The organism is Alteromonas halophila, from assembly GCF_014651815.1.
In the GTDB taxonomy this organism is placed as follows: Bacteria; Pseudomonadota; Gammaproteobacteria; order Enterobacterales; family Alteromonadaceae; genus Alteromonas; species Alteromonas halophila.
Map to the genome: position 1 here is coordinate 452,920 of NZ_BMXP01000001.1, position 24,443 is coordinate 477,362.

The 24,443-nt window shown below is 51.8% G+C and carries 22 protein-coding genes and 7 tRNA genes; 19 read left to right on the forward strand and 10 right to left on the reverse strand.

Annotation, left to right across the window (positions count from 1 at the left end; all coding sequences use genetic code 11):
- The first annotated feature begins 83 nt into the window (after positions 1–83).
- The 4 genes from bioB to bioD are packed head-to-tail and all read left to right on the forward strand — an operon-like array spanning position 84 to position 3,809.
- Positions 84–1,181, forward strand: coding sequence for a biotin synthase BioB (gene bioB, locus IE054_RS02090; protein ID WP_189403422.1), 1,098 nt, complete (start codon positions 84–86; stop codon positions 1,179–1,181).
- On the forward strand, positions 1,181–2,347 hold the full coding sequence (gene bioF / locus IE054_RS02095) for an 8-amino-7-oxononanoate synthase (protein ID WP_189403423.1): 1,167 nt from the start codon (positions 1,181–1,183) through the stop codon (positions 2,345–2,347). Before bioB ends, bioF begins: the two co-directional genes overlap by 1 nt.
- Positions 2,344–3,141: a methyltransferase domain-containing protein gene (locus tag IE054_RS02100; RefSeq protein ID WP_189403424.1), complete on the forward strand. Its 798-nt coding sequence runs from the start codon at positions 2,344–2,346 to the stop codon at positions 3,139–3,141. Before bioF ends, IE054_RS02100 begins: the two co-directional genes overlap by 4 nt.
- Positions 3,138–3,809 (forward strand): dethiobiotin synthase, encoded by a 672-nt coding sequence (gene bioD, locus IE054_RS02105; RefSeq protein WP_189403425.1) that lies wholly within the window; start codon positions 3,138–3,140, stop codon positions 3,807–3,809. Before IE054_RS02100 ends, bioD begins: the two co-directional genes overlap by 4 nt.
- Here bioD and pepE read toward each other — a convergent pair.
- On the reverse strand, positions 3,786–4,502 hold the full coding sequence (pepE, locus tag IE054_RS02110; RefSeq protein ID WP_189403426.1) for a dipeptidase PepE: 717 nt from the start codon (positions 4,500–4,502) through the stop codon (positions 3,786–3,788). The two genes, bioD and pepE, sit on opposite strands and share 24 nt — an antisense overlap.
- 83 nt (positions 4,503–4,585) lie before the next feature.
- Here pepE and IE054_RS02115 point away from each other — a divergent pair, with 83 nt between their 5' ends.
- The 4 genes from IE054_RS02115 (at position 4,586) to IE054_RS02130 (ending at position 8,221) form a co-directional block, all read left to right on the forward strand.
- The gene (locus IE054_RS02115; protein WP_189403427.1) at positions 4,586–5,056 is read left to right on the forward strand and encodes a low molecular weight protein-tyrosine-phosphatase; all 471 of its coding nucleotides are present in this window, start codon (positions 4,586–4,588) and stop codon (positions 5,054–5,056) included.
- Positions 5,053–6,015 (forward strand): FecCD family ABC transporter permease, encoded by a 963-nt coding sequence (locus tag IE054_RS02120; protein ID WP_189403428.1) that lies wholly within the window; start codon positions 5,053–5,055, stop codon positions 6,013–6,015. The genes IE054_RS02115 and IE054_RS02120 overlap by 4 nt, the downstream gene beginning before the upstream one ends.
- Positions 6,012–6,776 (forward strand): ATP-binding cassette domain-containing protein, encoded by a 765-nt coding sequence (locus IE054_RS02125; RefSeq protein WP_189403429.1) that lies wholly within the window; start codon positions 6,012–6,014, stop codon positions 6,774–6,776. The genes IE054_RS02120 and IE054_RS02125 overlap by 4 nt, the downstream gene beginning before the upstream one ends.
- Before the next feature lie 101 nt (positions 6,777–6,877).
- Entirely contained in the window at positions 6,878–8,221 is a 1,344-nt protein-coding gene (locus IE054_RS02130; RefSeq protein WP_189403430.1) for a class II 3-deoxy-7-phosphoheptulonate synthase, read from the forward strand.
- Between the two features lie 60 nt (positions 8,222–8,281).
- Here the strand turns inward: IE054_RS02130 and IE054_RS02135 are convergent, their stop codons facing one another.
- The 3 genes from IE054_RS02135 to IE054_RS02145 all read right to left on the reverse strand — a co-directional run bounded on the left by IE054_RS02135 (position 8,282) and on the right by IE054_RS02145 (position 10,683).
- A complete protein-coding gene (locus IE054_RS02135) occupies positions 8,282–8,605 on the reverse strand; it encodes a hypothetical protein (protein WP_189403431.1) in 324 nt (107 codons plus the stop codon).
- Positions 8,606–8,681: 76 nt separating this feature from the next.
- Positions 8,682–8,897 carry a DUF3820 family protein gene (locus IE054_RS02140; RefSeq protein ID WP_189403432.1) on the reverse strand — a complete coding sequence of 72 codons (216 nt, stop codon included), beginning with the start codon at positions 8,895–8,897 and terminating at the stop codon, positions 8,682–8,684.
- 1 nt (position 8,898) lies between these two features.
- Positions 8,899–10,683 (reverse strand): ABCB family ABC transporter ATP-binding protein/permease, encoded by a 1,785-nt coding sequence (locus tag IE054_RS02145; protein ID WP_189403433.1) that lies wholly within the window; start codon positions 10,681–10,683, stop codon positions 8,899–8,901.
- 237 nt (positions 10,684–10,920) lie between these two features.
- Between IE054_RS02145 and moaA the strand changes: the two genes are divergently transcribed.
- Positions 10,921–11,889 (forward strand): GTP 3',8-cyclase MoaA, encoded by a 969-nt coding sequence (gene moaA, locus IE054_RS02150; protein WP_189403782.1) that lies wholly within the window; start codon positions 10,921–10,923, stop codon positions 11,887–11,889.
- A gap of 8 nt (positions 11,890–11,897) precedes the next feature.
- Entirely contained in the window at positions 11,898–12,443 is a 546-nt protein-coding gene (locus IE054_RS02155; RefSeq protein ID WP_189403434.1) for a GNAT family N-acetyltransferase, read from the forward strand.
- A 21-nt stretch (positions 12,444–12,464) separates the two neighbouring features.
- On the opposite strand, the gene IE054_RS02160 is transcribed toward IE054_RS02155, so the two are convergent.
- The 4 genes from IE054_RS02160 to IE054_RS02175 form a co-directional block, all read right to left on the reverse strand.
- Positions 12,465–14,087, reverse strand: coding sequence for a response regulator (locus IE054_RS02160; protein ID WP_189403435.1), 1,623 nt, complete (start codon positions 14,085–14,087; stop codon positions 12,465–12,467).
- Positions 14,088–14,507: 420 nt separating this feature from the next.
- Positions 14,508–14,583 (reverse strand) — tRNA-Val (locus IE054_RS02165).
- Positions 14,584–14,719: 136 nt separating this feature from the next.
- Positions 14,720–14,795: transfer RNA gene (locus tag IE054_RS02170), tRNA-Val, on the reverse strand.
- Positions 14,796–14,891: 96 nt separating this feature from the next.
- A tRNA-Val gene (locus IE054_RS02175) sits at positions 14,892–14,967 on the reverse strand.
- Between the two features lie 326 nt (positions 14,968–15,293).
- Between IE054_RS02175 and gltX the strand changes: the two genes are divergently transcribed.
- From gltX to IE054_RS02220, 9 genes are all read left to right on the forward strand, one after another.
- Positions 15,294–16,703, forward strand: coding sequence for a glutamate--tRNA ligase (gene gltX / locus IE054_RS02180; RefSeq protein ID WP_189403436.1), 1,410 nt, complete (start codon positions 15,294–15,296; stop codon positions 16,701–16,703).
- 81 nt (positions 16,704–16,784) lie between these two features.
- Positions 16,785–16,860, forward strand: a tRNA-Ala gene (locus IE054_RS02185).
- A gap of 231 nt (positions 16,861–17,091) precedes the next feature.
- Positions 17,092–17,167 (forward strand) — tRNA-Glu (locus IE054_RS02190).
- Between the two features lie 152 nt (positions 17,168–17,319).
- Positions 17,320–17,395 (forward strand) — tRNA-Glu (locus IE054_RS02195).
- A gap of 153 nt (positions 17,396–17,548) precedes the next feature.
- Positions 17,549–17,624, forward strand: a tRNA-Glu gene (locus tag IE054_RS02200).
- Positions 17,625–18,291: 667 nt separating this feature from the next.
- Positions 18,292–19,200: a M14 family metallopeptidase gene (locus IE054_RS02205; protein ID WP_189403437.1), complete on the forward strand. Its 909-nt coding sequence runs from the start codon at positions 18,292–18,294 to the stop codon at positions 19,198–19,200.
- A gap of 431 nt (positions 19,201–19,631) precedes the next feature.
- Entirely contained in the window at positions 19,632–20,582 is a 951-nt protein-coding gene (gene dusC, locus IE054_RS02210) for a tRNA dihydrouridine(16) synthase DusC (protein ID WP_189403783.1), read from the forward strand.
- A gap of 124 nt (positions 20,583–20,706) precedes the next feature.
- On the forward strand, positions 20,707–22,134 hold the full coding sequence (locus IE054_RS02215; RefSeq protein WP_189403438.1) for an amidohydrolase: 1,428 nt from the start codon (positions 20,707–20,709) through the stop codon (positions 22,132–22,134).
- Positions 22,131–23,411 carry an amidohydrolase family protein gene (locus IE054_RS02220; protein WP_189403439.1) on the forward strand — a complete coding sequence of 427 codons (1,281 nt, stop codon included), beginning with the start codon at positions 22,131–22,133 and terminating at the stop codon, positions 23,409–23,411. The genes IE054_RS02215 and IE054_RS02220 overlap by 4 nt, the downstream gene beginning before the upstream one ends.
- Before the next feature lie 64 nt (positions 23,412–23,475).
- Here the strand turns inward: IE054_RS02220 and IE054_RS02225 are convergent, their stop codons facing one another.
- On the reverse strand, positions 23,476–23,673 hold the full coding sequence (locus IE054_RS02225; protein WP_189403440.1) for a hypothetical protein: 198 nt from the start codon (positions 23,671–23,673) through the stop codon (positions 23,476–23,478).
- 49 nt (positions 23,674–23,722) lie between these two features.
- Positions 23,723–24,436 carry an arylesterase gene (locus IE054_RS02230; RefSeq protein WP_373293804.1) on the reverse strand — a complete coding sequence of 238 codons (714 nt, stop codon included), beginning with the start codon at positions 24,434–24,436 and terminating at the stop codon, positions 23,723–23,725.
- Positions 24,437–24,443 lie beyond the last annotated feature (7 nt).

The window sequence follows — 24,443 nt, forward strand, 5'->3', positions numbered from 1 at the left end:
AAAGGTTTGCAATTGGTCAGAGTTGACAAGTCGAGTGACGCGCATAGACTAAGCCAGCATTCATCATTAGTAAAGGACAGGCCATGACCGCCGTGCCACGTACTCCCCAGCAAGCAGAGATTCGCCATGACTGGACAAAGCAGGAAGTTGATGCGTTATTTGCTATGCCATTTAACGACCTGGTCTTCAAAGCGCAAAGCATTCACCGTGAGTATTTTAATCCCAATGAAGTGCAGGTCAGCACCCTGTTGTCGATAAAAACCGGCGCCTGCCCTGAGGATTGCAAATACTGCCCGCAAAGTGCCCGATATGATACCGGCCTGGAAAAAGAACGCCTGCTCGAAATAGAAAAAGTACTGGAGCGGGCCCGTGAGGCAAAACAGGTTGGCTCAACCCGTTTTTGCATGGGGGCGGCCTGGCGAAACCCGAAAGACCGCGACATGCCGTACGTACTCAAAATGGTGCGTGAAGTGAAAAAGCTGGGCTTGGAAACCTGCATGACGCTGGGTATGCTGAGCCGCGAACAGGCGGTGGCACTCAAACAGGCCGGACTGGATTACTATAATCATAATCTGGACACCTCGCCGGAATATTATGGCGATATTATTACCACCCGTACCTATGATGATCGCCTGAATACACTTGAAAATGTGCGCTCAGCCGGTATGAACGTATGCTCCGGCGGAATTGTAGGTATGGGCGAGAGTGCCGGTGATCGTTCAAGCCTGCTGATGCAACTGGCTAACCTGCCAGAGCATCCGCAGAGTGTACCGATTAATATGCTGGTAAAAGTGAAAGGCACACCCATGGAAAATGTTGACGATCTGGAGCCGTTTGAGTTCATTCGTACCATTGCGGTAGCCAGAATTATGATGCCGGCAGCGCATGTGCGACTGTCTGCGGGGCGTGAAGACATGAATGAGCAGATGCAGTCTTTGTGTTTTCTTGCCGGCGCGAATTCCGTGTTCTACGGCTGCAAACTTCTGACCACCAAAAACCCCGATACCCACGAAGATGTAATGCTGTTTAAAAAACTGGGGATCAATACTGAACGAGGCCGCGAATTTTCTGATGAAGCGCACGAACAGGTGCTGGAAGAAGAGCTTATGCAGGCACAGCAGCCTGATAAGACACTGTTTTACGATGCAACTGCGCCACGCGTTGCGGATACACAACAATAATGGCCTTCAACTGGCTTGCTGACACACTGAAGGAGCGGGAGTCGCAAGGGTACCTGCGGCGCCGAGTCAGTCAGTCCTATGAAAAAGACAATATTATTTGTATTGATGGTCAGCACTATCTGAATTTTGCCAGTAATGATTATCTGGGCATGCGTCATCATGAAGGTATGCTGCAGGCCTGGACGGAAGGGTTGGCCCAGTATGGCGGCGGCAGCGGTGCCTCGCCGCTGGTGACGGGTTACAGCCAGGCGCATCAGGCGCTGGAAGCATATCTGGCACAGCATTTAGGCCGTGAGGCCGTGCTGCTGTTTAATTCAGGTTTTGCCGCCAATCAGGCAATTTGCCAGGCGCTGTTTCACAAAGGCGGAGAGGTTTTCGCTGACAAGCTGATGCATGCATCTTTTTTAGAGGGTGCGCTGGCCTCGCAGGCATCGCTTCGGCGCTTCCGGCATAACGATACAGCCCATCTTGCGACATTACTCAGTGCCAGCGAGAACGCCGACAGACTGATAGTCAGTGAAGGCGTATTTAGTATGGATGGCGATCAGGCACCTGTAACCCAGTTATGTGAACTGTCTGCGCAATCAGGCAGCTGGCTGATGATCGATGATGCGCATGGTTTTGGCGTGCTGGGCAGGCAGGGTTTTGGCAGTGTTGAAGCACATTCTCTGAGTCAGGCGCAGGTGCCTGTTGTCATGGGCACGTTCGGCAAAGCGATTGGTACTGCCGGGGCATTTGTAGCCGGGAGTCAGGCGCTGATTGATTATCTGGTGAATTATGCCCGGCACTATATTTACTCGACAGCGATGCCCTCGGCGCAGGCGGTGGCTACATTGTATTCACTGACTTACCTGCGTGATGCGGATGTCCGTGACCGGCTGAATGATAATATAGGGTATTTCCGCGAACGTGCCAGATCCAGCGGCCTGGATATCATGCCATCGAAAAGTCCTATTCAGCCAGTGCTGGCGGGTACTCCCGAACGTGCTGCAGCGCTGGGTCGGGCACTCAGGGTGCGCGGTATCTGGGCGGTACCGATGCGTTACCCTACGGTGCCAAAAGGTACAGATCGACTTCGTCTGACGTTAAATGCTGCGCATACGCGCCAGGATATTGATGCACTGACCGATGCGTTCTCACTTGCTCTGGAGGCGATAAGCACATGAGTCTGTCTGTCGCCCGCCCCCTGGCAGCCAGCGTGACATTCAGTCAGGCCATCGCGGCACGGTTTTCCCGAGCAGCGCGTGACTATAAGCGTTACGCCGGTGTACAACAGCAGATTGCCAGCCACGCTATCGACGGGTTCAGCTGGCAGGACGATGATGTGGTACTGGATATCGGTTCGGGGACAGGCTGCAATACCTATCATATCGCACAACGAGTGGCGTCGGCACAGGGCGTTGATATTGCTCCTGGGATGATCCGCGAGGCCGCGTCGCGCTATCCTCATATTACGTTTACGCAGGGTGACGCGCAGGCGCTGCCATTTGACGACGGACAATTCAGCGTGGTGTTCTCGTCAATGGCGCTGCAATGGTGTGCACAACCGGCGAAAGTGCTCAGTGAAATCAGGCGGGTACTGACGCCCGGTGGCCGGGCGGTGCTGGCAGTGATGGTTGATGGCTCGTTTGCTGAGCTTCGCGCGGCGCAACATGCTGCAGGGCTGGAAAACACGCTGATGCCGCTAGTTAGTGCCGGCAGCTGGCTGGCGGCAAGTCAGGCATCGTCGCTGATGCTGGGCTGCCATCAGCAGGTTCGTTACGCCGACACCTTCAGCGATATGTTCGCGCTGCTGCGATCGATTTCGCGGGTGGGCGCGAGCGCGTCAGTCAATACAGGGAGCAGACATACCCGCCGTGATTTTCAGGCTATGGCACAGGCCTACCCGGCAGCCTCTTCCAGTGAGCAGGGGCTGACGCTAAGCTATGACGTGTTGCACGTGCAACTGGAGAAACCATGAGTGCTTATTTTGTTACCGGCACAGATACCGAAGTGGGTAAAACCTATGTTACCTGTCAGTTACTGCGTGCTGCTACTGAGGCGGGGCTGATTTCGGTAGGGTATAAGCCGGTGGCGGCAGGCTGTGAAACGATAAGCGGGCAGCGGGCGAACGAGGATGCGGTCGCCATCCAGCAGGCAAGCAGTCTTTCGCTCGGTCTTGATCAGATAAACCCAATTACCTTTGATGCGCCGGTGGCGCCGCATATCGCGGCCGCTCAGACAGCCAGCCCGATAGGTGAACAGCATATTAAAGACGGTTATCATGCGTTGGGAGCACACAGCCCTGATTTGTTGCTCATGGAGGGCGCCGGCGGCTGGCGATTACCCATCAGCGACACGCGGTATATGTCCGATGTGGTGAGGTCTCTGCAACTGCCGGTTATTCTGGTAGTAGGGATGCGGCTGGGCTGTCTCAATCATGCGTTGTTAAGTGCAGAAGCCATCATTAATGACGGCTTACATCTACACGGCTGGGTTGCCAATGGTCTGAGTGAGACGATGCCTGTTTATGCGGAAAATCTGCTCTACCTGAAGTCGGCCATGCCGGCACCTCTGCTCGCTGAAATACCGTTCAGACACACACCGGCGCGGACAACAATGGCGTCATTCCTTGAGCAGGTAGTTTAGATCGCTGCCTGCATCAATGGGCCGCTTCTCATCACTCTGAAAAACAAACCCGCCTAACTCTCCTTCAAGGGTCAGTGTGTTGTCAGTATACAACAATGCGGTACCCTCACGGATAGCCACCACCGGCGTTGTGTTTGCCAATGTGGTGAATTCTGTGAGTCGCTCGTCGCGGGTTTCACCGTTATGATTGGGGGGCTGGTAGTCGCTGTAATGCGGATTTAACTGGAACGGGACAATAGCCAGCGCGTCAAAACTGGGTGGTTCGATGATCGGCATGTCGTTGGTCGTCCGTATGCTTAGACCACAGATATTCGATCCGGCGCTCCAGCCGATATAGGGGGTGCCGTCTGCAATAACGTGTTTAAGCGGAACAATCAGGCCAAGATTATACAACTGGTGTAGCAGGTGGAAGGTGTTACCACCACCAACTAAAATCGCCTGGCCGCGCTCGTGAGCCTGATGAATGGCACAGACCGGATCCTCATAGCTGTGAATGCCCGTCACGGTGCATTCAGGGAGTGCTTCCGCAACCGCGTCGACGTACTCGTCATAGGTTTTGGTCACCGCCGCATAGGGGATAAACAGGATATCGCGAATATCACCTAAATGTGCAAGAATATGAGCCCGCGCATGTTCCAGATAGGCTTCCTGATCTTTGCGGGAACTGCTTAACATTAAAACGTGTGCAGTCATGGTATCTCCACTGTAATAAGAACGTCCATAATACGTGAAAAGGGTCCGGAAGTTTAGTCACCACTTTTAAGAGGAATTTTTTTATGTCAGAACGTCCGTCTGTTCTGTTTGTCTGCCTTGGTAATATCTGCCGCTCGCCAACCGCGGAAGCGGTTTTTCGTAAAAAAGTGGCGGAAGCAGGGATAGATGTGGACATAGAATCGGCCGGCACCCATGGTTATCACATTGGCAGTCCGCCGGATAAGCGTTCACAACAGGCTGGCATGGCACGCGGCTACAGTTTTGATAAAATTAAGTGTCGCCGGGTAGAGCAAACCGATTTTGAACGTTTCGACTACGTGCTGGCGATGGACGACAGCAATCTGAAAAACCTACGGGACATGGCCGAGCCGCAACACTACGACAAAATTGCGCTGTTTTTGTCGTATGCTGACAGTGACGAAACAGAAGTGCCGGATCCTTATTACGGTGGGCAAAAAGGCTTTGAGCTGGTGCTGGATTTAATTGAAGAAGCCTCCGACGGACTGATACGCCATATTAAACAGCGACAATGAATGGGAACAAGCGTCGATTACTGATTTTACTGTTTGCCTGCCTGTTCTGTGCAGCGGGCATTCTTGCTGTGACACTGGAAAGTGATGCGGGGGCAGACGTAAAACAGCACATTATTTTACATCTGCAGTTGCCAATGATCACGACTGCTGCACTGGTCGGGGCCGTATTGTGTGTCAGTGCTGGCAGTCTGCAGATTGTACTGCGTAATCCGCTGGCCGATCCCGGACTCATAGGTATAAGCAGTGGGGCAAGTCTGGTAGCCGCCGTGTTATTGCTGTTACCGGGCCTGAGTGTGGCGGTACCGTTTCAGTATCTGCTGCCACTTGGGTGTTTTATTGGTGCGCTGATTTCCACCTTTATCATTTATCGCATTGCTAGCCGTTTGCAGGGGGCGGCAATGGCCGTGATCCTTGCGGGGATCACCATTTCCACACTGGCAGGGGCAGCGATTGCCTGGCTGTATATGTTCAGTGATGCGCAATCTTTGCGAAACCTGACGTTCTGGCTGATGGGCAATCTGTATCAGACTGACTGGCATGTTCTGGCTATCAGTGGACCGGTAATGCTTGGCAGTATTGTGTTTCAACTGCGTCAGGCAAAAGCGCTGAACTGGTTATACGGCGGAGATGTTGCGGCGGCCGCCGCCGGTACATCGCCCCAACAACTGTCGGTACATTGCTTGCTGGCGGCGGCAATCGGCGTGGGCGCTGCGGTAGCGGTGGCAGGCTCCATTGCGTTTCTGGGCTTGCTGGTCCCGCACTTACTGAGGCTCACCATCGGGTTTGATAACCGCCGGGTATTGCCGGCCGCCGCGTTGTCGGGCGCGCTGGTATTGTTGATTGTAGCGTTACTGACAGAGCTGACTGCCAGTGTCACCTTCCCGGTGTCGATGCTGACCGCGACAGTGGGGGGGCCATTGATGCTTTACGCACTTTATCGTGGGCAGTACCGGTTATGAAACGGGTTACAGCAACCGGTGTACGTGTCGATGACCGCCTTAGTCCAACAGATGTCACGGTCAAGAGCGGTGAGTGCATTCATGTGTTGGGGGAAAATGGCGCAGGCAAGTCCACCTTGCTGCTGACCCTGGCGGGCTTACTGCCACCTTCTTCCGGCTCCCTGATGATTGATGCGGCGCCTGCCCATTCTATGCCACCCGCGGTTTTTGCGGCATTTCGCAGTTTCCATACTCAGCACGCCAGCGATCCGTTCGGTATCAGTGTCAGAGAATACCTGTCCTTCTTCAGCACGGCTGCGGTGTCGACACTGTTGCCTGGCGTTATTAACGATGTGCTGGATATTGGTCATCTGCTGGGCAGGCGGGTCAGTGAGCTTTCAGGCGGCGAGCGGCAGCGTGTGGACATTGCACGTACACTATTGCAGGTCTGGCCTGCCATTCGGGAAGGCCGGGCCCTTATTTTTATGGATGAGCCGTTCAGCAGTCTCGATATCCGGCATAAATACAAACTGGCGAATTACCTCACATCACTGGCCAGTGCCGGAAACAGCTGCATTGTCAGTTCGCATGAGCTGAATTTGAGTGCTAACTACAGTCACCGTGTGTGGCTGATGCGCCAGGGGCAGGTTGTTCATCAGGGGGCGCCGGAAAAGGTGATGACCCCTGAAACGCTGGGGCCTGTATTCCATTGTGACATGCGTGTAGAACACGCCCGTAACATGATAGAAATTCACGTTATTCAGCCTGCGGCAAAACAGTAACCTGTGGTAAAGTAGCATTACGTCTTATCCCGGGGGGCTGAACTGCTCTGTATCTGGGATGAACATGTATTTTTTCGACGTTTCATCACAAGGAGATCCCGTTGAATAACTGGCAACCCGACAGCTGGCGCTCAAAGCCTATTCTCCAGCAGCCTACATACGATGACGCTGCTCAGGTCCGACAGGTAGAAGAAACCTTAAGTAAGTATCCGCCGCTGGTTTTCGCTGAGGAAGCCCGTGAGTTGCGGCGCCAGTTAGGCGAGGTCAGCCTGGGCAACGGCTTCCTCTTGCAGGGCGGTGATTGCGCTGAGTCGTTTGATGAATTTAATGCACCGAAGATCCGCGATACCTTCAAAGTGCTACTGCAAATGGCGATTGTGCTTACCTTTGCCGGACGATGCCCGGTAACAAAAGTAGCGCGTATGGCAGGACAGTATGCAAAGCCGCGCTCCTCGGACGAAGAAACCCGTGACGGTATCACGTTGCCCAGCTACCGGGGCGATATTATCAATAGCTTTGAGTTTACTGAGGCGGCGCGTCGCCCGGATCCGAACAGGCTACTGGACGCTTACCACCGCAGTGCATCCACCCTTAACCTGCTGCGTGCCTTTGCGCAGGGCGGGCTGGCCGATTTGCACCAGGTTAATCGCTGGAATATGGCGTTTGTTGAAAATAATCCGCTTAAAGAGCGCTACCAGGATATGGCGCGGCGGATCCAGGACACGCTGGAGTTCATGGATGTGATTGGCATAAACGCGAATACCAGCGCCACCTTGCATGAAACGTCGTTGTTCACGTCGCATGAAGCCTTGTTACTGAATTATGAGCAGGCACTGACCCGTGTTGATACCCTGACCGGTAAGCCTTACGACTGTTCAGCGCATATGGTGTGGATAGGTGAACGTACCCGTCAGCTTGATCATGCGCATATCGAGTTTTTCCGTGGGATCCATAATCCGATAGGGGTCAAAGTCGGGCCTTCAATGGAACCGGATGAGCTTATCCGACTCATTGATACCCTGAACCCGACTAATGATCCTGGCCGTCTGACACTGATCACGCGGATGGGCGCGGATAATCTGGCGGACAATTTACCGGCTTTGTTGCGCCGGGTGAAAGCCGAAGGCCGGCATGTAGTGTGGAGCTCAGATCCCATGCATGGCAATACATTTAAAGCGTCCAGTGGCTATAAAACCCGTGATTTTGATGCCATTTTGCGGGAAATAAAACAGTTCTTTACTGCCCATAACGAGGAAGGCACCCATGCGGGGGGTATTCATCTGGAGATGACCGGCCAGCATGTCACCGAGTGTACGGGCGGCGCGTATAAGATAAGCGATGACGATCTGGCCGAGGCTTATAAAACCCAGTGCGATCCCCGTCTTAATGCCGACCAGGTCCTGGAAATGGCGTTTCTGGTCGCTGATCACCTGCGTAACAGCTAGCTAAGTCGCCAGACAATGATGGGGGCAACGGCTGTCTGCCCCCATCATTTGCCATCTGGCTCAGGCTGACAGCGCAGCCTGTCGCTCTTCTTCACTGAGAATACCAATGAGTATTGTCTGCCTGCGTAAACTGGCGGTGCGTGTGTCACTGGCAAGCAAAAGGGCGCGGAACTGCTCAGGCTGGTTATAGCTTTCAAGAATACCGTGCCATAACAGGTAACTGCCGTAGCGCATCATACCCTGCTGGTAGCGCTGCTCGAGTACCTCATACACCGGGGCTAACATTTTGGGATTGCGCAGCAGTTTGTCAGCCATTGCGGTATGCAGGCGTAAAATACGCTGATCGATGTCTGCTTGTCGCTGACGTTTGGGACGGGCTAGCATGCTGCTCTTTACTCTACTCTGACTCTGTCGATGGATTCTGTATCTGTTTATTTATACAGTAAGTGTAACAGGCACCTTAGTCATCGTCGACAAGTGGCGCGATCAAAGATTCCAGTCCGTTTACCTTTATTTCATGAATAAGCGCCAGTTGCTGTCCCAGCTTTCCCCCTGGAAAGCCTTTATTGCTAAACCACACCAGATAGGGCTCGGGCAGGTGAGCCAGTTTGCGCCCGGCATACTTGCCAAACGGCATGGTCTGATTCACCGCGCGTTTTAGTTCACCTGCGTCCATACTACTGCTCCTGCTGTTGCGCCTGCCACAGGGCAGCGTACACACCTTGTTTTGCCAGCAGACTGACGTGGGTACCGGTTTCTGCAATGCGCCCCTGCCTGAGCACAATGATTTTATCGGCATCAACAATGGTAGAAAGGCGGTGTGCAATGACAAGGCTGGTATGGTTTTTTGCGGCCTGGCGCAGTGCACTCAAAATATGCTGTTCAGCATGGCTGTCCAGCGACGATGTGGCTTCATCAAACACCAGAACAGGTGGATTTTTTAACAGGGCCCGGGCAATGGCAACGCGCTGTTTTTCACCGCCGGAAAGCTTCAGGCCGCGCTCACCCACACGGCTTTGCAAGCCGTCGGGCAATTCAGCAACAAATGTATCTAAGTGCGCAAGCCGGATGACCTCATAAATGTCAGCTTCGCTGGCGTCAGGGCGTCCGTATCGAATATTTTCGTACAGGGTGTCGTTAAACAGCACTGTGTCCTGTGGGACAATGCCAATATGCTGTCGCAGAGACTGCTGGGTTACTGCCGCAATGTTCTGTCCGTCAAGACATATGGTGCCGTCTGTCACGTCGTAAAAACGAAACAGCAGCTTGATCAGGGTTGATTTACCTGCACCACTTTCCCCGACAATAGCGACTTTTTCCCCCGGCTCAACCACAAATGACAGATCATGAATGATGGGGCGCTGGTGCTGGTAGGCGAAACTCACGTTATTAAACTCAAGACGTCCAGCCTTAACCACAAGCGACGAGGCATCAGGCGCATCTTTGACGTCAGGCTGCGTCTCTAACAGCCCGAACAGGTTATCGATATTAGCCAGCGCACCGCGAATTTCCCGGTAAACAAAACCAAGGAAATTGAGCGGCATAAATATCTGCATGGTAAAGGCATTGATTAAGACAAAGTCGCCAATGGTCATGTCGCCACTGGCTACGCCAAGAGCGGCATTGGCCATCATTGCTGTCATTGCGACGGCGATAATCAGCGCCTGGCCACCATTTAAGGCAAACAGTGATAACCGGTTCTGACGACGGGCCTGTTCCCACTCTGCCAGCGCCTGGTCGTAGCGGTTTGCTTCAAACTGCTCATTATTAAAATACTTTACCGTTTCAAAATTTAGCAGGCTGTCGACGGCACGGGTATTGGTGCTGGAGTCTGCTTCGTTCATGCGCGTGACATAGCGAGTGCGCCAGTCTGTGGCTTTCATGGAAAACAGCACATAAGTGATAACGCTGACAAGAATGATCAACGCAAACGACGGCCCATACTGCGTAAGTAACAGGCCGACCACGATCAGTATTTCCAGTAAGGTAGGCAGAATATTGAAGACCATAAACCGCATCAGAAAGCTGATACCAGACGTGCCGCGCTCAATGTCACGTGACAGGCCCCCAGTCTGGCGATTCAGGTGAAATCCAAGGTCAAGCTGGTGCAGGTGTTCAAAGACGGTCAGGCCCAGACGCCGCATGGCACGTTCGGTAACGCGACCAAACAGCGTGTCGCGTACCTCTCCTAAAATCACATTAAGTAATCTTAATACCCCATACGCGACAATCAGTGCCAGTGGCACGGCCAGTAAAGCCGTTGTGGCTTCATCTGCGTTTAAACTATCTACGGTGTATTTGAGCACATAGGGTAAACCAATACTGGCGAGCTTGGCGGCAATAAGGCACACCATTGCAAGCGCCACCCGGCGGCGGAATTCCATAAGGTAAGGGACTAGTTGTCGTAAAACCTGCCAGCGGACAGGGGTAGAGGTATCAACCGGAAATCGGGAACGTCTCATAATACATCCAGCGCTGAAAGAAACGGTGTAAGGTGGCGGTCATCGTTGTATGCCGGGGTAGCAGATTATCGCTGCTCACCTTGCGAAGTATGTGGACACAATATAATGTAAAGCGTTAACAGGTGTCGTTGGCGATTGTTTTTACTCGTTAGTCCAACACCTGTGCGGTACGTGAATAGTACAGTAAATTCATTCAGATGGCAGCAGTGGCTGGCACACTTTTCACAGAGAGTTACGTTGCTTAAAGATACGTTCGGACGGGAATTTCATTACTTGCGGCTTTCAATCACTGAGGCCTGCAACTTTCGTTGTCAGTATTGCCTGCCAGACGGTTACGATGGTCCCGCCAATGATGCATTTATGTCGATTCAGGAAATCGATACCCTGGTGCAGGCATTCGCAGGCCTTGGCACCAGTAAAGTCCGCATCACCGGGGGAGAGCCATCGCTCAGGCGCGACTTTACCGATATTCTAAGTCAGACCAAGCGAACACCTGGGATTCACCAGGTCGCCATTACAACGCACGGTGCCCGACTTGAGCGGTTTGCCAGACAATGGCAGCAGGCTGGATTAGACCAGGTTAACGTGAGTATAGACAGCCTGGATCCACGACAGTTTAGTGCAATTACCGGGCAGGACAAGTTACAGCAAGTCCTGAAAGGGTTAGATGCTGCACTTGATGCGGGACTGAACGTTAAAGTAAATACGGTGTTGCTGGCCGACTTCTCGGCAGCGCGGCTGAACCGTTTTCTGACGTGGCTCAAAACCATGCCGGTTACGCTGCGGTTTATTGAACTGATGGAAACCGGAGAACATGCTGACTTTTTCCAGGCACAGCATCAGTCTGGCACGCCTTTGAAATCTTACCTGGAAAATAACGGCTGGGCACCAATTAGCAGGGACCGAAGTGCTGGCCCTGCAATAGAATATCAACATCCGGATTATGAGGGTAAAATTGGCCTTATCTTGCCGTACAGTAAGGACTTTTGTAAGTCGTGCAATCGATTAAGGGTTGCAGCGAACGGCAATTTGCATCTATGTTTATTTAGTGAAGAAGGTATACCAATGCGTTCGTTGCTTAAAGAAGGCAACACAACCGCTGTTCAGGCTTTTCTGCAGGAAGCGCTGGGCAATAAACATGCGAGCCATTTTCTACACGAGGGAAATACCGGTGCAACGCGGCACCTTGCGATGTTAGGAGGATAAGGGCACCAATGCGGATTGATGATAGTGATCGCTTACGTTATGAGTTTGTGGATGATCATGACGTTGAGTTTATATGGCAATTAGATCAGGACGAGGAAGTCATGAAGTTCATCAATGGTGGCATCAAAACCAGCCGGGAAGAAATTGATTCCGTATTTATGCCGCGCTTACATGCTTTCCGAAACCCATCGCTGGGCTGGGGGCTATGGCGGGTCATCGAAAAAGAGCACGAGGAAAGTATTGGCTGGATTCTGGTTCGCCCGTTTGGCTTTTTTACGCCACAGCCCGAGTCTGAAAATATTGAGTTGGGCTGGCGCTTCAAACGAAAATGCTGGGGGAAGGGATACGCGCTTGAAGCGGCAACGGCCGTACGCGAAGCGCTGCGTGACATGGGCGTGGAAACTTTCTCAGCAATGGCAGTACCCGACAATGTGCGTTCTATCCGAATAATGGAAAAGCTGGGTATGGAATACCAGCGAACCCAGCGGTATACCGACGACATTTTCGATGGGGATATCGTTGTATACGGGCAGTCATACTCCCGCTACAAGTAGCAACCCGCGCACCTCCTCTCATCAGGCGAGATCTTTGAGCACGGTTTTTACGCGCTGATAGCGCCGTTCCTGATCATCGCTCAATTCGGCAGACTCAATAGTTTGCAAACATTTATGAATAACGGGCTGAGTGGTTTTACTGTTACCACGCAGTTTGCGCCAGTTAATGGCCGTGGCCTGCAGCAGGTTAAGTGCAATTGCAGGGTTTTTTGGCATGACACGGTATGCCTGACTGAATGTTTTTAACGACTTGCCCATTTCGCCCTGGTTAAACTGATGAACCGCCATGTTGTTGAGTGCTTTGGGACTAAGTTCGATATCCGATTTTTCAGATTTTTCCTGATGCACGTAGTAGGTAAATAACGGACTTTCTTTATTTGTTTTACAACGCTGCTCAATCACATCGAGTACCTTAAGCGAGTGTTGCTGCAGGCCCACATCATGAAAAGCCTTGGATCGATCCAACAGCGCTTCAAGGCTTTCTGTTTCCCACACTTCATCGCTTAGCTGGTCAAGTAATGCCCGTGCATTATCCGTTTCATCCCGCAAATACATGATGCGCGCATCAATGACCTTCATTTGTTCATCAACATCGGCTTTAGGGAATGTTGATTTCATTTGTCGCAGGTAGTCATTGGCCTGCTTGATGAGCTTACCTGAGTGCTCATCATCCGTTGTCATGGCAAAATCGACACCTGCGCGGGCTACGTTCAGATAAATTTCCGGTTTATCGTGGATTGAGTTCTTCGCATATTTTACGATTTTTTTTGCGGCATCGAACTGCGCTTCATAGTCATGGGTCAGGCGCGATAAATCGAAAGCCTGACGGTGGCGCTGAATATTGCGTGGCGATATTTCACTGGCAGTAAGCACGCACTCCAAAGCATCATCAAAGGCCTTGTGTTTAATTTGCAAAGCACTAAGCAAGTCATAGGCTGCCAGCATTGATTCGGGTTTGAATGCCAGTTCAAGGATAAGCCGCTCTGCGTCTTCATCTTCATTTAAATAGATAAGACAGCGAACCAGGCCCAGCTGCGCCCAGGTAAAATTCTGGACGTTAATAATTGCCTGATAAAACTCTTTGGCCTGCATCACATACTCACAGGCCAGCAGCAGTTCGCCCTTCGTTTTTAATGCGACTGGATACCATTCGGCATTGGCAGGATCGCTGAGAAAACGCTCAACTTCATTTAGTGCCTGAGAGAACTGATCATTGTCCATCAGGCTGTAAACGGAGGCGAGAGCCTGCTTACGTTGTAACACCCGTGAGATCCGACGGTCCAGATCGCGCACAGTAAAAGGCTTGGCAAGAAATTCATCAGGTTGAAGCTCAACAATTGAATGAACAATATCGGAGGCGGTATCGGCACTGATGAACACAAAGGCCGCGCTTATTGGTAATATACGCTGCTCTTTAATTTGCTGATACAGAAAGTAACCTTCCTGTTCCTGTTTCAGGTCGTAGGCACACACGATGAGGTTATAGGCTTGCCGCTGAATGGCTGAGAGGGCATGGCTGGCTTTGTCGACATAATCAATCGACTGAAAACCCAGTTCTTCGAGCGAATATTTAAGGTAACCCTTCGCAAGAACCTGATCGTCGATGACCAGCACCCGCATTTGTCTTACCAGTTTGATGTTCATTGCGACTCCAGAGCGGTTCGGCATGCGCCAGCGAACCCACGCGCGGTTAGCCAATATTATGTTATCGGCACTACTCCCATTAAGATTACTTTTTAATCAGTAAAACGTAAAGGTGCAACGGTACAAAGGTACTAAGGTACAAAGGTACTAAGGTACTAAGGTACAAGAGCTAAAGAGAGCAGAAGAGCGCCTGCTGCGTCTGACATCGTCGCAGTCTATGGGACATTGTTGGACCAGTGACCCGATCGATGACTTAATAAGAGAAGAGATGGTGGACGCTACTGTGGCTCGCAACGAATGTTGTTGGACCAGTGACCCGAGCGATGACTTAATAAGAGAAGAGATGGTGGACGCTATTGTGGCTCGCAACGAATGTTGTTGGACCAGTGACTCGAGCGATGGACTTAATAAGAGAAGAGATGGTGGACGCTACTGGGCTTGAACCAGTGACCCTCGCCTTGTAAGGGCGATGCTCTCCCAACTGAGCTAAGCGTCCATTTGTTGTTGATTACATTTAATATTTATTGTTTCACTCGAGTAAATCAAGTGATGGAACGTCTGCTGTGGCTCGCAACGCCTTCGCCTGTGGGAAGTTGTTGAACCAGTGAACCTCGCCACTCACTTGAGAAAAGTGGTGGACGCTACTGGGCTTGAACCAGTGACCCTCGCCTTGTAAGGGCGATGCTCTCCCAACTGAGCTAAGCGTCCAAATATTAAATGCTAAGACAATTATGACGGGTTATCGCTATGGCTCGCAACGAATGTTGTCGAACCAGTGACCCTCGCCACTCACTTTAAAAAAAGTGGTGGACGCTACTGGGCTTGAACCAGTGACCCTCGCCTTGTAAGGGCGATGCTCTCCCAACTGAGCTAAGCGTCCATATTGTCTTAATTACCGCGCTGCGGTAAGTGGGGCGGTATTATAGAGTTGGCGTCGCGACTGTCAACTACAAAATAGCACAATGGTGACTGTCTGAATGAAAAATGTGCAAAAGTTACATTTGCTGTCTGAAAAGCGAACGGTCATGATGCCTGGCTCTCAGCTGACACCATTGTTCTTCTGCCGCTTATTTTAACTATACTCAGTACCTCTTTATAAGGCTTTCTGACTACAAGGGGCAGGGCAGGTGCTTTTTCCACTGCAGATAGACTGGTAGAATGCGCCTCTTCTTATTTTTACTTACTTACCTTTAACAGAGAGACGACATGACGGTCACTACCAGATTTGCTCCCAGTCCAACCGGTTATCTGCACGTAGGCGGTGCGCGTACTGCCCTTTATTCCTGGCTGCTTGCCAAACGCCACGGTGGTAATTTTGTTTTGCGCATTGAAGACACAGATATCGAACGTTCAACTGATGATGCGAAACAGGCAATACTGGATGGTATGAACTGGCTGGGGCTTAACTGGGATACCGGGCCGGTTTATCAGACAGATCGGTTTGATCGCTATCGTGAACTAATTCAGAAGCTGCTTGATGAGGGATTAGCATATAAATGCTTTATGAGCAGTGAGGAGTTGGATGAAATCCGTGAAGCGCAAAAAGAACGCGGTGAAAAGCCACGTTACCCAGGTACCTGGCGGGATCGCACTGATCATCCTGAGGGCGAGGCCTTTGCAATACGCTTTAAGAACCCACAGGAAGGCTCTGTAGTATTTGATGACCGGATCCGCGGGCGTATCGAGTTTAGTAACACGGAACTGGACGATCTTGTCATTCAGCGTTCTGATGGCACCCCTACTTACAACTTCTGTGTGGTTGTTGATGACTGGGATATGGGAATAACGCATGTGGTGCGTGGTGAGGACCATATTAATAATACGCCGCGTCAGATTAATATTCTTAAAGCGCTGGGGGCGCCTGTGCCTGACTATGCGCATGTGTCGATGATCCTGGGCGATGACGGTAAAAAGTTATCAAAACGTCATGGTGCGGTAGGCGTTATGCAATACCGGGATGACGGCTTTCTGCCTCAGGCGCTGGTTAATTACCTGGTTCGTCTGGGCTGGTCGCATGGCGATCAGGAAATTTTCAGTATGGAGGAAATGATTGAGCTGTTTAGTCTGGACGCGATTGGTCTGTCTGCCTCTGCATTTAATACTGAGAAGCTGATTTGGCTGAATCAGCATTATATTAAGTCGCTGCCAGCCTCCGAAGTCGCGCACCATGCCAAATGGCATTTTGAACAGCAGGGCGTTTCTGTCGATAGTGGCCCTTCGCTTGAGTCTGTTATTAGCATTCAGGCTGATCGTGTGAAAACGCTCAAAGAACTTGCGCAAATAAGTGCCTACTTTTATCAGGACTTTGACGATTTTGATGAAAAGGCAGCGAAAAAGCACCTTCGCCCGGTCGCCAAAGAGCCGCTTAGTGTGGTGAAAGATAAATTAATGGCGATAACTGACTGGAAGCCGGAATCGATTCAGGCGGCGATTAATGAAACGGCTGAATCGCTGGGCGTGGGCATGGGCAAAGTCGGCATGCCACTGCGAGTAGCCGCAACGGGCAGCGGTAATTCTCCGTCGCTGGATATCACGCTGAATTTGTTACCAAAAGACAAAATTGGTGAGAGAATCGACAAAGCGCTCACTTTTATAGCAAACAGAGAAAATTCATAAAAAAAGCGTTGACATGCCAGGGGGGTGTACCTAAAATGCGCCCCGCTGTCACGGAACAGTCACACAACGTGATGTTCAGACGGGGCCATAGCTCAGCTGGGAGAGCGCTTGCATGGCATGCAAGAGGTCGGCGGTTCGATCCCGCCTGGCTCCACCAAATTTCAACAAATTGTTATGTACGGTTTGTTATATAGGCTGAAGGTTGAAATACCTTCGGACAGAAAATTGAGTAAGCTGAAGGTCGCTCAGTTCGCAGAGCTCACTTCGCCTTACAAAAAAGTCTAAGTCCAATGCTTTTAATAAGCAGGATAAGGCCGAAAAATTTCACCAGTGAAATTTTTCCTCGACAAAATTTTATCGTTGCAATGCAACGATAGACAAAAATTTTGTCCCCTTCGTCTAGAGGCCTAGGACACCGCCCTTTCACGGCGGTAACAGGGGTTCGAATCCCCTAGGGGACGCCATTTTTACGGTACACAGTCCGAAACTGTGAATAGGCTGAAGGTTGAAATACCTTCGGACAGAAGTTTCTGGAAGAATAAGGTCGCTCGGTTCGCAGAGCTCACCTCACCTTACAGAAATTTAGCGAAGCAACGCTTCGCTGGTCAAAATTTCTGTCCCCTTCGTCTAGAGGCCTAGGACACCGCCCTTTCACGGCGGTAACAGGGGTTCGAATCCCCTAGGGGACGCCATTTTTACGGTGCACAGTCCGTTAACTGTGAATAGGCTGAAGGTTGAAATACCTTCGGACAGAAAATTGAGTAAGCTGAAGGTCGCTCAGTTCGCAGAGCTCACTTCGCCTTACAAAAAATCTCGAAAGCGTTGCTTTCGAAAGAAGATTTTTTGTCCCCTTCGTCTAGAGGCCTAGGACACCGCCCTTTCACGGCGGTAACAGGGGTTCGAATCCCCTAGGGGACGCCATCTAAAAAAACCAGCCGAAAGGCTGGTTTTTTTTGCGTACCCGCCGGGATGAGAAGCCCTTTCTTCGAAGAGCAGGCTGACGATTTTCCTCGTTTGTCACTACTACGGGGTCGACTGCTGCGTCGGGAACGCAGCAGAACAGGCGAAGCCTGGCCCGAAGGGTCGGAGGCAGGATGCCTCCGATAATCCCCTAGGGGACGCCATCTAAAAAAACCAGCCGAAAGGCTGGTTTTTTTGCGTGTTTCAAAGAGGCGGGGGCTATGTGCTTTGCGGCACGCCGTTAATCCGTCCATGGAGGCTCCGCTGCCGCTTCCCTGCGGCAGAGGGCCTTAAATCACATAGCCCCCCCACTCTCTGTAACGTTTAATCCGCTTTTAAAATAACGCGGTAATGTGCTTTGCAATACGCCGTCAATCCGTCCATGGAGGCTCCGCTGCCGCTTCCCTGCTGCAGAGAGCCTTAAATCACATAGTCCACTACGACCTTCAGTCGCTGGCTTACGTTTGGAGCAAAAAAACGAAATAGTGCGCTTTGCGGCACTGTATGTGTTCACGTCTGGCAGGTGCGGGGCGCCACAGCATCTTCAGGTTATGCGGCCTTGCTTCGTTTGTGCCAGTATTGTGATAGCATTACTGTCCCGAATTCTGACAAGTATACGAGGTGTTTTTTGCAAGAATATCCAATCGGTACACCCGGTAAGCCCTGGGGCGATGAGGAAAAAGCACAGTGGCTGGCGCAACAGTCGGTGAAACGCACTTATCAGCAGGAAGTGCTGGATAAGCTCGACACCATCCCGGACGGTTTCAAGCTGGTGCAGTATGGGGCATTGCCCTATGACGCGACACGTTACCCGTTAATGGCTGTGGTGCCGGAAAACTTTAATGCGTCGTTGCCCAATATGCTGGTAACCGGCGGTGTGCACGGTTACGAGACGAGCGGCGTGCAGGGCGCGATTGCTTTTATTCGTGAGCACTTAAGTGAATACGCGGAGCGTTGTAATGTGGTGGTGTGTCCGTGCATCAGTCCCTGGGGTTATGAAACGATAAACCGCTGGGATCCACTGGCACTTGATCCAAACCGTTCGTTTTATAAAGATTCCCCCGCACCAGAATCGGCACAGCTTCTGGCTTTTGTAGAGAGCCTGGAACTGGCGTTTACCATGCACATTGATTTGCATGAGACCACTGATACTGACAACAGCGAATTCCGACCAGCGCTTGCCGCCCGTGACGGGACGGAGCATGACGAATGGGAGATACCGGATGGTTTCTATCTCGTATCGAACAGTAAAAATACCCAGCTTGGCTTTCAGCAGGCCATCATCGATCGGGTGCGTGAAATCACGCATATCGCTCCCGCTGATGAAAACGGTAAGATCATCGGTGCTGACATTGTCAGTGAAGGGGTTATCGGCTACGACAAAAAGTCGTTGTACCTGTGTGGTGGTCTGACAGACGCTGAGTACGTTTCCACAACAGAGGTATATCCTGACAGCCCGAATGCGACCCCCGAGATCTGTAACGAGGCTCAGGTTGCCGCAGTCCGGGGAGGACTGGATTACGTACTGGCAAAATAACGTTATACGTATAAGCGTCTAAACGTTTGAACGTTTAGACGTCTAAATGTATTATGTGGATCTTCATTCAAGGAGGTCCGCATGCCTGTTTTTACCGCCCTAATATATACTGGTACACACCAGTGTCTGGTCAGCCAGCCCTGCGCTGATCATGAAAGTTTTCATGACTATCTAACCGAACAGTTTGGTGTTTATGTATGTTTGTGGCTGAAGGAAATGCGCGCAGCGTCTCACACCCGGTCAAAATAAGACGCCCGCGCAAAGCCGGTTAGGGTATAGCGCAAAGCGCGTGAAGTGCTGTTTGCAGTGCCTGACAAAAAACGGGGATGAACTGGCTATTGCATCGCCTTACCAACGTGACGGTAGTGCTGCGATCAGGTATACTCGCGCGCCTTATTTGTCATGGCTTATTCACTGTAACCACGCTGTTTATGAAGATTATGCTTGCCCCGATGGAAGGGGTTGTCGACAGTCTGATGCGCGATATGCTCACTCAGGTAGGGGGCTTTGATCAGTGTGTCACCGAGTTTGTGCGGGTGGTCGATCAGTTACTGCCGCGACGGACGTTCTATCGCCTGTGTCCCGAACTCCATCAGGGCGGAAAAACGCAAAGTGGTGTACCGGTGCGGGTGCAATTGCTCGGGCAACACCCTCAGTGGCTGGCCGAAAATGCGGTACGGGCTGTAGAACTTGGCTCACCAGGCGTAGACCTGAATTTTGGTTGCCCGGCTAAAACGGTCAATAAAAGTAAGGGCGGGGCCGTACTGCTAAAAGAAACCGACGCCCTGTATAACATTATCAGCGCTGTTCGTGACGCTGTGCCGGCCGACTCACCGGTAACGGCCAAGATTCGCCTTGGCTTCGATGATACGGACCTGGCGCTGGATAATGCCCGCGCTGTCGAGGCTGCCGGGGCAGATGAACTGGTAGTGCATGCGCGCACCAAGCGGGATGGTTACCGGCCGCCGGCGTACTGGGAATGGATCGCCCGTATACGGGAATGCACGACGATGCCTGTGGTGGCCAATGGTGAAATTTGGTCTGCTGAGGATGCAAAACGCTGCCAGGCTATGTCGGCATGCGATAATCTGATGATTGGTCGTGGCGCACTGGCTATGCCAAATCTGGCCAGGACCATCAAAACAGGTGAAGCACCAATGCCATGGCAAGAGGTGGCAAAATTACTGATTGGCTACAGCGGTTATGAAATCAGTGGCGACAAGGGGCGCTATTTTCCCAACCGTATTAAACAATGGTGCGGGTATTTGCAGCGTCAGTATCCACAAGCCGCGTTACTTTTCAATGATATACGCCGGTTAAAAGTGTCTGACGAAATTGTCAGCGTGCTTGAACGGCATTCCTCGCAGCAAAGAGTCAGTTGACCCGTCGCGCATTGTCGCTGTGTTATTTTACCGCTAGTCTTTACAGCGGCACGAACGAATAAGCCGAAACGGCATTTTGTTCGTACTTGCCATAGAACAATAATCACGACAATCCGGGGAAACCATGAAATCTGTAAATACCAGACTGCCGGTGTTGCTGTCGGGGCTTGTCTGTGCGCTGGCGTTAAGCGGCTGCACGGCAACAGCAAAAAGCGCTGACAAGCAGGCAACCAATAATAAAGTAGAAATAGACACCAACCCTTATCCCAGTACCTATCAGCCGTTGGAAAGCACACCGACCCTGATTAAAAACGTCACCCTGATTGACGGCGTGGGGAATAAAATCGACAACGCCATGATTTATTTTGCCGAAGGTAAAATTCAGGCGGTGGGCACGTCGCTGGATGTGCCTGCCGATGCAAAGGTCATTGATGGCGAAGGAAAATGGGTAACGCCTGGCATTATTGATAATCACAGCCACTTAGGCGTATACCCGTCACCATCGACGCGTTCACATGCCGATGGTAATGAAATGACTAATCCTGTTACCGCTGAGGTGTGGGCAGAACACTCAGTCTGGCCGCAGGATCCTGGATTTGGCCGGGCTCTGGCCGGGGGCGTGACAACCCTGCAAATTCTGCCTGGCTCAGCCAACCTGTTTGGCGGGCGTTCAGTAGTACTGAAAAATGTCCCCAATCGTACTATGCAGGATATGAAATTCCCGGATGCGCCCTACGGCATGAAAATGGCGTGTGGCGAAAACCCCAAGCGCGTGTATGGTGAGAAAGGCGGCCCTATGACTAACATGGGGAACGTGGCCGGCTACCGCCAGGCCTGGTCTGACGCTCAGGACTATATGCGAAAGTGGGAACGTTACGAAGCAGATTTTGACGCCGGCAAAAATCCAAAAGTGCCCAAGCGTGATTTGCAAATGGAGACGCTGGCAGGGGTTCTGTCAGGCGATATCCGCGTACATATGCACTGCTATCGCGCCGATGAAATGACCATCATGATGGATGTCATGAAGGAATTCGATTACCAGATTGGCACATTTCATCACGCTGTCGAAGCCTACAAAATTGCCGACAAGTTGGCAAAGAACGACGTTTGCTCGGCCATGTGGGCTGACTGGTGGGGCTTTAAAATGGAGGCGTATGACGGCATCCGTGAGAACATTCCGGCCGTTCATGCTGCCGGTGCCTGTGCAATTGTTCACTCTGACAGCGACCTTGGCATCCAGCGTCTAAATCAGGAGGCCGCGAAAGCATGGTCCGACGGTCAGCGTGCCGGTCTGGATATTCCCAAAGAAGAAGCCTGGGTTTGGCTATCGGCCAATCCTGCTAAATCGCTGGGCATTTTTGAGCAAACCGGCTCACTGGAGCAGGGTAAGAATGCCGATCTGGTGCTCTGGAACGGTGACCCGTTCTCGACCTATACCAAAGCTGAAAAGGTGTACATTGACGGTGGCCTGGCGTATGACCTGAGTGCCCCAGAAACATGGCCGGTCAGCGACTTTGAATTAGGTCAGGTTGGCGAAGGAGACGTAAAATGAAAACACTGGCATTACTTGCATTATCCACCCTGATGAGCACCACCGTTCTGGCACAGAATATTGCGATAACCGGTGGTAAGGTAATTACCATGGGGGAAAATGGCACCCTGCACAAGGCAACCATACTGATAGAAGACGGTACGATCCAGCAGGTTAGCGGCGATGACATTGAGATTCCTGAGGGTTATCAGGTCATTGACGCAAGTGGTAAAACCGTCACTCCCGGTTTAATTGGCGCGTTTACGTCACTGGGCCTGGTGGAAGTGTCGTCATCAGCAGGCGTGGTTGATGCAACCGTCGATCCGACACCTATTACCAAAACAGGCGCAGCGCTGGACGTGAGCTACGCGGTCAATCCCGATTCAAGTCTGATGGGCGTAACGCGCATTGAAGGAATGACTGCCGCAGCGACGGGAATTACCTACACTGACTTTTTGTTCAGCGGTCAGGGCGCAGTAATTAGTCTGTCAGGCGATGAGCCAGTCCTGAAATCGCAGGCATTTGTCACGGTGGATGTAACGGGGTCAGGCAGTGAGCATACCGGCGGTAGTCGCGCCGCATTATGGGTGACCATTGAACAGGCGCTGGCTGAAGCGGACGCCGTAACTACCCTGCCAGGTCCTGACACTGCGTGGCATGGTCTCAATACGCCTAACGATATCAGTGCGCTGAAAAAGGTGCTGAGCGGTGACTTGCCGCTATTTATGAAGGCGGATCGGGCGTCTGATATTCGTCAGGTGATTGCCTTTAAAGAGCGTCACTCTATGATCAATGTGGTACTGATCCATGCCGTTGAAGCCTGGCGCGTGGCTGATGCCCTTGCCGAGGCGGATATTCCGGTGATTATCGATCCTGAGTACAATCTGCCGGGCAATTTTGACCAGCTGGGCGCAACGCTGGCCAATGCAGCACGTCTGGAGCAGGCGGGCGTGTCGGTAGCAATTGGCATGGACACCCACAATATTCGCCTCGCCACCCAGCATGCGGGGAATGCGGTAGCCTCGGGATTGTCTTACGATGCGGGTATTGCCAGTCTTACGCGCACACCAGCGCAGATTCTGGGGATGGAAGACACCTTAGGTCAGATTGGTACCGGCTACCGGGCTGATGTCGTTATCTGGTCGGGCGATCCGCTGGAAGTGACTGAAGTGGCAGAGCAGGTCATTATTAACGGCTCACTTATCGATATGGAGTCCCGTCAGAGTCGGTTGCGGGAGCGCTATGTCGGTATGGATGCCGCATCTGATACATCGGCCTCGCATTATGTGCGTCCCTGAACCACACGGGCAATGAAAAAGGGCAGCCACCAGGCTGCCCTTTTACTTATTAGAATCTGAAACGCTACACGTAGGTATCGATTTGACCACCAATGCGTGCATTAGGATCTTGTGTACTGTCTGAAGACTGCGTACCGTCGACCTGCGCAGAGGGGGCAGACTGCGTGTCACCCTGGGGTGATGACAATGCCCGGTTATCACGCGGCGGTGCTGGATCCAGTGTTGTCGATACTGGTGCAGCGGTCGCAGAAGATACATCCATCGTGAATACCTCCGGTTAAAAACAGTCTATTTATTGTACGAAGAATGCGTCAGATTGCAATGTTAATCTCCGGTAGCGGCAGAACCATGGCGTCCTGTGGCAGCAGTAATGGCGTTAGCTGTCTGTACATATAATCGCGGATTTTGGGTTGTGCCTCGGCATTAGGATGGATCCCGTCACGCTGCATAAGCGACGGGTCAAGGGCAATGTCCTTTAGAAAAAACGGCACCAGCGTAATATTGCGCTTATCGGCGACGTCATCGAAACTTTCCCCAAACATCTCGGTATAGCGGCGTCCATAATTGGTAGGAATTTGCATATCCTGCAACAGTGGAACAGCACCATGGCCTTCAATCAGCGTGATCATTTTCATTAAATTTTGTTTAAGTTTGCCGACCGGGTGTCCCTGAAGACCATCATTGCCGCCCAGCTCAATGAGCACATGAGTAGGATTATGTTGTTTCAGCAGACGTGGAAGCCGGGCCAGGCCACCGTCAGTGGTATCGCCACTTATCGCAGCATTTACCACGTCAATCGGAAGCTGCTCGTCCTGCCAGCGCTTTTGTAACAGACTCACCCAACCCTGATTCGCTTTCAGCCCGTAAGCGGCACTCAGGCTGTCACCGAGTACCAGCAGTTTCTGAGAGGACGAAGAGGTTTGGCTGGCGTCATTCGCCGCCTGATCTGAAAATACGGGAAGCGGGAATAAAATGCATGTGAGCAGAATAAGCACGACGCTTGTCGCTCGTTGGAAATCAAACACGACTGAT

Excerpts from the sequence above, each read along its gene's own strand:
- pepE (WP_189403426.1), bottom strand. The coding sequence starts at position 4,502 with ATGACTGCACACGTTTTAATGTTAAGCAGTTCCCGCAAAGATCAGGAA.
- IE054_RS02120 (WP_189403428.1), top strand. The coding sequence starts at position 5,053 with ATGAATGGGAACAAGCGTCGATTACTGATTTTACTGTTTGCCTGCCTG.
- IE054_RS02135 (WP_189403431.1), bottom strand. The coding sequence starts at position 8,605 with ATGCTAGCCCGTCCCAAACGTCAGCGACAAGCAGACATCGATCAGCGT.
- IE054_RS02155 (WP_189403434.1), top strand. The coding sequence starts at position 11,898 with ATGCGGATTGATGATAGTGATCGCTTACGTTATGAGTTTGTGGATGAT.
- IE054_RS02215 (WP_189403438.1), top strand. The coding sequence starts at position 20,707 with ATGAAATCTGTAAATACCAGACTGCCGGTGTTGCTGTCGGGGCTTGTC.
- dusC (WP_189403783.1), top strand. The coding sequence starts at position 19,632 with ATGAAGATTATGCTTGCCCCGATGGAAGGGGTTGTCGACAGTCTGATG.
- IE054_RS02100 (WP_189403424.1), top strand. The coding sequence starts at position 2,344 with ATGAGTCTGTCTGTCGCCCGCCCCCTGGCAGCCAGCGTGACATTCAGT.
- IE054_RS02140 (WP_189403432.1), bottom strand. The coding sequence starts at position 8,897 with ATGGACGCAGGTGAACTAAAACGCGCGGTGAATCAGACCATGCCGTTT.
- IE054_RS02115 (WP_189403427.1), top strand. The coding sequence starts at position 4,586 with ATGTCAGAACGTCCGTCTGTTCTGTTTGTCTGCCTTGGTAATATCTGC.
- IE054_RS02160 (WP_189403435.1), bottom strand. The coding sequence starts at position 14,087 with ATGAACATCAAACTGGTAAGACAAATGCGGGTGCTGGTCATCGACGAT.
- IE054_RS02125 (WP_189403429.1), top strand. The coding sequence starts at position 6,012 with ATGAAACGGGTTACAGCAACCGGTGTACGTGTCGATGACCGCCTTAGT.
- IE054_RS02145 (WP_189403433.1), bottom strand. The coding sequence starts at position 10,683 with ATGAGACGTTCCCGATTTCCGGTTGATACCTCTACCCCTGTCCGCTGG.
- bioD (WP_189403425.1), top strand. The coding sequence starts at position 3,138 with ATGAGTGCTTATTTTGTTACCGGCACAGATACCGAAGTGGGTAAAACC.
- IE054_RS02220 (WP_189403439.1), top strand. The coding sequence starts at position 22,131 with ATGAAAACACTGGCATTACTTGCATTATCCACCCTGATGAGCACCACC.
- IE054_RS02225 (WP_189403440.1), bottom strand. The coding sequence starts at position 23,673 with ATGGATGTATCTTCTGCGACCGCTGCACCAGTATCGACAACACTGGAT.
- bioF (WP_189403423.1), top strand. The coding sequence starts at position 1,181 with ATGGCCTTCAACTGGCTTGCTGACACACTGAAGGAGCGGGAGTCGCAA.
- bioB (WP_189403422.1), top strand. The coding sequence starts at position 84 with ATGACCGCCGTGCCACGTACTCCCCAGCAAGCAGAGATTCGCCATGAC.
- gltX (WP_189403436.1), top strand. The coding sequence starts at position 15,294 with ATGACGGTCACTACCAGATTTGCTCCCAGTCCAACCGGTTATCTGCAC.